Source organism: Acidibrevibacterium sp. (assembly GCF_049965395.1).
Taxonomy (GTDB): domain Bacteria; phylum Pseudomonadota; class Alphaproteobacteria; order Acetobacterales; family Acetobacteraceae; genus Acidibrevibacterium; species Acidibrevibacterium fodinaquatile.
This window is the reverse complement of record NZ_JBMFWJ010000084.1, coordinates 1-5,107: the sequence shown is the minus strand read 5'-3', so window position 1 is coordinate 5,107 and position 5,107 is coordinate 1. Positions and strand designations below refer to the sequence as shown.

At 67.8% G+C, this 5,107-nt stretch carries 8 protein-coding genes and 1 pseudogene; all 9 read right to left on the bottom strand.

Features of this window, described 5'->3' with window-relative positions:
- A pseudogene (locus ACP5M5_RS14250) lies at nt 1-277 on the bottom strand (energy transducer TonB); the annotation flags it as partial.
- Nucleotides 278-312: 35 nt separating this feature from the next.
- Complete coding sequence (tolR, locus tag ACP5M5_RS14245) at nt 313-819, bottom strand: protein TolR (RefSeq protein WP_427938444.1); 507 nt, start codon at nt 817-819, stop codon at nt 313-315.
- Nucleotides 820-821: 2 nt separating this feature from the next.
- Entirely contained in the window at nt 822-1,538 is a 717-nt protein-coding gene (tolQ, locus tag ACP5M5_RS14240; protein WP_427938442.1) for a protein TolQ, read from the bottom strand.
- 32 nt (nt 1,539-1,570) lie between these two features.
- Nucleotides 1,571-1,993 carry a YbgC/FadM family acyl-CoA thioesterase gene (locus ACP5M5_RS14235; protein WP_427938440.1) on the bottom strand — a complete coding sequence of 141 codons (423 nt, stop codon included), beginning with the start codon at nt 1,991-1,993 and terminating at the stop codon, nt 1,571-1,573.
- A gap of 17 nt (nt 1,994-2,010) precedes the next feature.
- Nucleotides 2,011-3,063, bottom strand: coding sequence for a Holliday junction branch migration DNA helicase RuvB (gene ruvB / locus ACP5M5_RS14230; RefSeq protein WP_427938438.1), 1,053 nt, complete (start codon nt 3,061-3,063; stop codon nt 2,011-2,013).
- Between the two features lie 7 nt (nt 3,064-3,070).
- Nucleotides 3,071-3,667 (bottom strand): Holliday junction branch migration protein RuvA, encoded by a 597-nt coding sequence (ruvA, locus tag ACP5M5_RS14225; protein ID WP_427938436.1) that lies wholly within the window; start codon nt 3,665-3,667, stop codon nt 3,071-3,073.
- On the bottom strand, nt 3,664-4,161 hold the full coding sequence (gene ruvC, locus ACP5M5_RS14220) for a crossover junction endodeoxyribonuclease RuvC (protein ID WP_427938435.1): 498 nt from the start codon (nt 4,159-4,161) through the stop codon (nt 3,664-3,666). The genes ruvA and ruvC overlap by 4 nt, the downstream gene beginning before the upstream one ends.
- Entirely contained in the window at nt 4,161-4,910 is a 750-nt protein-coding gene (locus ACP5M5_RS14215) for a YebC/PmpR family DNA-binding transcriptional regulator (protein ID WP_427938433.1), read from the bottom strand. Before ACP5M5_RS14215 ends, ruvC begins: the two co-directional genes overlap by 1 nt.
- A 15-nt stretch (nt 4,911-4,925) precedes the next feature.
- Nucleotides 4,926-5,107, bottom strand: a 182-nt coding sequence (locus tag ACP5M5_RS14210; RefSeq protein ID WP_427938432.1) for a hypothetical protein, incomplete at its 5' end; no start/stop codon positions are given.

The following is a 5,107-nucleotide window of genomic DNA, read 5'->3' as shown; positions in this document are numbered from 1 at the left end:
GTGGGGGCGGCGGCGGCGCCTCGATCGGCGCCGGCTTGGGCGGGGTTGGCGCCGGCGGCGCCTCCTTCACCTCAGGCATCGGCGCCGGCGCCGGCACCTCGCCGGGGGCGGTCGATTTCTGGCTCGGCTGCGCCGGACCGACGAAATCCATGCTGACCGCGGTCTCCTCTGGCTCTTCCGGCAGGCGGCGCGTCGGCAAACCAAACAGCAGCAGCGCCGCCAGCGTCACATGCAAAGCGGCCGAGATGGCCGCGCCGCGTTTGAGTTCGAACTCCATGCTTTTCCGAAACAGGCCGCAAGCGGGGCGCGGCCTCAGCCGCGTCCAGGCTTGCCCGGCGGCGCTTTGGGCGATGTCGCCGGCGGCGACGCCGACGAGCCGGCATTCGCCGGCGCCGCTGAGGGCTGCTCGGCAAGAAGAGCAACCTTGCTGAACCCGCCCTGGGTGATGGTGCCCATCACCTGCATCACCAGACCATAGCTCACCGCGCGGTCGCCGCGGACGAAAATCCGCCGCTCCGGGTTGTTTTGCGAAATCGCCTCGAGCTTGGCGACGAGATCGGGGAGTTCGACCTGGCTGTCCTGCAAATAGATATGCCCCTCGGCGTTGATGGTGACGGTGAGCGGCTGGCTATCGCTGTTCAAGGGTTTGGCGTCGGTCTTCGGCAGATCGACATCGACACCCGAGGTCATCAGCGGCGCCGTCACCATGAAAATGATCAAAAGCACCAGCATGACGTCGACCAGCGGCGTCACGTTGATCTCGGCGAGCGGGCGGTAGCGGCCGCGCCCTTTGCCGTTGCCAGCGATGAAAGCGGCCATGCTCAGGCGCGCTCCTCGGACTGGCGCGAGAGGATGGCGCCGAACTCCGCGCCGAACCCTTCGAGACGGGACGCAAAGCGGGCGAGATCGGTGCTGATTTTGTTATAGGCGAGCACCGCCGGGATCGCCGCGACGAGACCGATCGCGGTCGCGAACAAGGCCTCGGCGATGCCGGGGGCGACCACCGAGAGATTGGTGTTGTGCATCGCGGCGATCGCCGAAAAGCTGTGCATGATGCCCCAGACGGTGCCGAACAGACCGATGAACGGCGCCGTCGAGCCCACCGAAGCGAGGAAGATCATCCAGCGTTCCAGCCGCTCCATCTCGCGCTGGATGGTGACGGTCATCGCCCGATCGACCCGCTCGCGCACCCCCGAGCGGGCGACGTCGGCGCCGGCGATGCGCAAGCTTCGCCGCCATTCCGCCATCGCCGCGCCGAACACCGCGGCGATCGGATTGGTTGGCTTCGCGCCCTCCTGCTCGAACAATTCATCGAGGCTGCCGCCCGACCAGAAACGGTCCTCGAACCGGTCGGCGGCGCGGTTGACGCGGCGCAACGCCATAAATTTCTCGAACATGATCGCCCATACCCAGACGCTGGCCGCGAGCAGCAGCAGCATGACGAATTTGACGATGATATCGGCCTGCATGAAGAGGCCCCAGAGCGACAGATCCGCTCCCGCCGCCGCCAGATTGGCGGCATCCACTGCCCGATCCACTCAACCCACTCCCTGATATTGTCCAGCCCTTATCACTCAACCAACGCCGCCAACGGCGTCCGCCACGCCGCCGGCAAGCGGGCGGGGCGCTGATCGCCGCAGCCGACCGACGCCAACGCAACCGTCAGCAGAACCAGCGCCGCCGTCTCGCCCCGGCGATAGAAGCTCTGGCGTAAAGACGCCGAGGCTCCCCCCACCGACAGCACCTCGGTTTCGACGACGAGTAGGTCATCGAGCCGTGCCGGACGCAGATAGTCCAGTTTCGCTCGCCGCACCACGAAGAAGATGCCATGCCGGACCACCAAGTCCGCGTGCGCGATGCCAAGGTCACGCAAACACTCGCTCCGCGCCCGCTCTGCGAAGCGGAGATAGGTCGCATGATAGACGATACCACCGGCGTCGGTATCCTCGAAATAGACCCTTACCTCATAGCGATGTTTTTTGCCCACAAACATGACGTTATTCCGAAATTTCATTCATCTTCGGCCAACCCCTCCAGCGTCAGGAGATCAGGCTGGGCGGGCGGCGGCGGTGGCACAAGGCCGAGATGCTGCCAGCCCGGGCGCCCGAGCACCCGCCCGCGCGCGGTGCGCAGGACCAAGCCTTCCTGGATGAGATAGGGCTCGATCACGTCTTCGAGGGTATCGCGCGCCTCGGCGAGCGCGGCCGCCAGCGTCTCCACCCCGACCGGTCCGCCAGCGTGATGCTCGGCGATGCGGCGGAGATAGCGGCGATCCATCGCGTCAAGCCCGAGAGGGTCGACATCGAGCCGGGTGAGCGCGGCATCGGTTGCGGCGCGGTCGATCGGGTCGATCCCGTCGACAGCGGCGAAATCGCGCAGCCGGCGCAAGAGCCGCCCGGCAACGCGCGGCGTGCCGCGGGACCGGCGCGCGATCTCCGCCGCCCCCTCGGCGTCGAGCCGCATACCGAGGCGCGCGGCGGCGCGCGCGACGATTCGCTCCAACTCCTCCGGCGTATAGAACACCAGCCGCAGCGGAATCCCGAAACGATCCCGCAAGGGGGTCGCGAGCAGCCCGGCCCGCGTCGTCGCGGCGACCAGGGTGAACGGCGCGAGATCGATGCGCACGCTGCGCGCTGCCGGCCCCTCGCCGATGATTAGATCGAGCTGAAAATCCTCCATCGCCGGATAGAGAACCTCCTCGATCGCCGGCTGGAGACGGTGGATTTCGTCGATGAACAGCACATCGCGCGGCTGCAGATTGGTGAGGATCGCGGCGAGATCGCCGGCGCGCTGGATGACGGGGCCCGAGGTCGCGCGAAACCCGACGCCGAGTTCGCGCGCGACGATCTGCGCGAGCGTCGTCTTGCCGAGCCCCGGCGGCCCATGCAGCAGCACGTGATCGAGCGCCTCGCCACGGGCGCGAGCGGCGGCGATGAAAACCGCGAGATTCTCTCGGCTGGTCTTCTGGCCGATGAACTCAGCGAGCGATTGTGGCCTGAGGCCCGTCTCGGCGGCGTCCTCGGGCGCGCGGCGCGGTGACAGCAGGGGGGGGTCTTCGCTCATCGCCTTTTCATCGCGCAAGGAAACGCAGGCTCGCGCGGATCAAGGCGTCGAGCCCGGCGCCGGCGCCGAGTTCCTCGGCCGCGCGCGCCACCGCCGCTTGCGCGTCCGGGCGCCGATAGCCGAGATTGAGCAGCGCCGACAGCGCATCCTCTGCCGCCCCCTCGCCGAGTGGCCGCGTCGCCACCCCCTCCGCCGCCGACATCGCGCCGGCACGCTCGCGCAGTTCGGTCAGAAGCCGCGCCGCGAGCTTGGCGCCGACCCCCGGCGCCCGGGTCAACGCCGCGCGATCGCCGGCGGCGATGGCAGCCGCAAGCGCGCCAGGCGGCAAGGTCGCGAGAATGGCGAGCGCGACCTTGGCCCCGACGCCCTGGACGGTGGTCAAGAGGCGAAACCAGTCCTGCTCGGCGGGCGCGGCAAAACCGTAAAGCAGCAGCGCGTCCTCGCGCAGATGGGTTTCGATCAGCAGCGTCGCGACCGAAGGCGGCGCCGGCAGGGCGGCGAGCGTCGGCGCGGTCGCGTGGACGAGATAGCCGACCCCGCCGACATCGATGACACAATGGTCGGCGCCGCGTTGCACCACTTGGCCCATGAGCCGCGCGATCACGAGGCTTGCGCCCAAGCGAGACGGCTCGCGCGGTGATGGGCGTGGCAGATCGCCACCGCCAGCGCATCGGCGGCATCGAGTCGGGAAAGCGCCGCCCCCGGCAGCAGCCGGCGCACCATCATCGCGACTTGTTCCTTGCTCGCCCCGCCGGTCCCGACCACCGAACGCTTGACCGTCTTCGCGCCATATTCGGCGACCGCGATCCCGGCCAGGGCCGGCGCGAGCAACGCGACCCCGCGGGCATAGCCGAGCTTCAGCGTCGCCTGGCCGTTACGGTTGACATAGGTCTCCTCGACCGCTGCCTCCTCCGGCCGATGCGCCGCGATCAAAGCGGCGAGCGCCGCGTGCAGCGCACAGAGCCGCGTCGCAACCGGCGCCTCGGCCGCGGTCGCGATAACCCCATCGGCGAGATGGATGAGCCGGCTGCCCTCCTGCCCGATCACCCCCCAGCCGGTGAAGCGCAGCCCAGGATCGAGGCCGAGGACGCGGATCATCAGGCCGAAAGCTTCCGCATCACCATCTCGGGAATGTCGAAATTGGCGTAGACGTTCTGCACGTCGTCGCTCTCCTCCAAGGCGTCGAGCAATTTGAGCACGCTCGCCGCTTTTTCCTCGTCCAGCGTAACCAGGGTTCCAGGCCGCCACTCGATCCGCGCCGTCTCGGGCGGGCCGAAGCGGGCCTCGAGCGCGTCACGGACGGCAAAGAAATCCTCGACGCCGGTGGTGACCTCATGGCCCTCGTCATCGCTCACGACATTCTCCGCCCCCGCCTCGATCGCCGCCTCCAGCATCGTGTCGTCATCAGCGACGCGCCTCGGATAGCGCACGACGCCGCTCCGGGTGAACAGGAACGAAACCGAGTTGGTCTCGCCAAGAGCGCCGCCGTGTTTCGCGAACGCCGAACGGATGTCAGACGCGGTGCGGTTGCGGTTGTCGGTCAGCGCCTCGACGATCACCGCAACCCCGGCCGGGCCGTAACCCTCATAGCGGATTTCGACAAAATCCTCGCCGCCGGCGGTGCCACTCGCCTTCTTGATCGCCCGCTCAATGGTATCGCGCGGCATATTGGCCTCGCGCGCCGCAGCGCAGGCGGCGCGCAGACGCGGATTGGCAGCGGGATCAGGCAGACCGGCACGGGCGGAGACGGTGATTTCGCGAATGAGCTTCGCGAATTGCCGCGCCTTGCGGGCATCCTGCGCCCCCTTGCGGTGCATGATGTTCTTGAATTGGGAATGTCCAGCCATCGCCGCGCCTTTGCCTTAGCCTCCGCGAATGCGGGGCGTTTTAGCAGCCGGGGCGAGCGCGGGAAATGCCCCCGCGCGAAAGGGGGGAAGCAAGGTTGGAAGAAAGCGGTTCTTTCTTGAAAAAAAGAACCAAAAAACTTTTTCTTGGGAGACTGTTTTCAGGCTGGGCGCCAAAAGGGCAGCGCGATCGCCAACAT

Bases quoted from the DNA above. Each gene is read 5' to 3' on its own strand.
- ruvB (WP_427938438.1), bottom strand. From the start codon at position 3,063: ATGAGCGAAGACCCCCCCCTGCTGTCACCGCGCCGCGCGCCCGAGGAC.
- ACP5M5_RS14215 (WP_427938433.1), bottom strand. From the start codon at position 4,910: ATGGCTGGACATTCCCAATTCAAGAACATCATGCACCGCAAGGGGGCG.
- ACP5M5_RS14235 (WP_427938440.1), bottom strand. From the start codon at position 1,993: ATGTTTGTGGGCAAAAAACATCGCTATGAGGTAAGGGTCTATTTCGAG.
- ruvC (WP_427938435.1), bottom strand. From the start codon at position 4,161: ATGATCCGCGTCCTCGGCCTCGATCCTGGGCTGCGCTTCACCGGCTGG.
- tolR (WP_427938444.1), bottom strand. From the start codon at position 819: ATGGCCGCTTTCATCGCTGGCAACGGCAAAGGGCGCGGCCGCTACCGC.